Source organism: Vibrio sp. 1731, from assembly GCF_033339955.1.
GTDB classification, from domain to species: domain Bacteria; phylum Pseudomonadota; class Gammaproteobacteria; order Enterobacterales; family Vibrionaceae; genus Vibrio; species Vibrio alginolyticus.
Map to the genome: position 1 here is coordinate 1 of NZ_JAWOVO010000071.1, position 927 is coordinate 927.

Below are 927 nucleotides of genomic sequence, written 5' to 3' on the forward strand. Positions count from 1 at the left end.
CCGCATGAGCAGTTGTCTGGCGGTACACTGCAAATGTCACACATGGTATTTGACCCTCTAGTTCGTTTCACTCAAACAATGGACTTCGAACCTCGTCTAGCAGAAAGCTGGGAACGTGTTAACGACACAACGGTACGCTTCAAACTGCGTGAAGGCGTGAAGTTCCACTCTGGTAACTCGCTAACAGCGGATGATGTGGTGTGGACATTTGAGCGTCTACAAAGCTCTCCAGACTTTAAAGCGATCTTCGACCCGTACGAGAAAATCGTAAAAGTGGATGACTACACGTTCGATTTGGTTACTAAAGGTCCATACCCACTTGTTCTGCAAACGGCGACGTACATCTTCCCTATGGACAGTAAGTTCTACTCAGGTAAGACAGAAGACGGCAAAGACAAGTCTGAACTAGTGAAGCACGGTAACTCATTTGCATCGACTCACGTTTCCGGTACTGGCCCATTCATCGTGACATCACGTGAACAAGGCGTAAAAGTGGAATTTGAACGCTTCAAAGATTACTGGGATAAAGCGTCGAAAGGTAACGTTGATAAGCTAACGCTAGTACCAATCAAAGAAGACGCGACTCGTGTGGCTGCGCTTCTTTCTGGTGGCGTCGATATGATTCACCCAGTAGCGCCAAACGATCACCAACGTGTGAAAGACGCGAAAGGCATCGATCTCGTGACACTACCTGGTACGCGAATCATCACGTTCCAAATGAACCAAAACAGCAATGAAGCGTTGAAAGACGTGCGCGTTCGTCAAGCTATCGTGCATGCGATCAACAACGAAGGCATCGTGAAGAAAATCATGAAAGGCTTCGCGACAGCTGCTGGTCAGCAAAGCCCTGCGGGTTACGTTGGTCACAACGAAAAACTGGTTCCTCGCTACGATCTGAAGAAAGCTAAAGAGCTGATGAAAGAAGCG

The 927-nt window shown here is 47.9% G+C and carries 1 protein-coding gene; it reads left to right on the forward strand.

Features of this window, described 5'->3' with window-relative positions:
* Nucleotides 1-927, forward strand: a 927-nt coding sequence (locus tag R7035_RS25210; protein WP_318146324.1) for an ABC transporter substrate-binding protein, incomplete at both ends; no start/stop codon positions are given.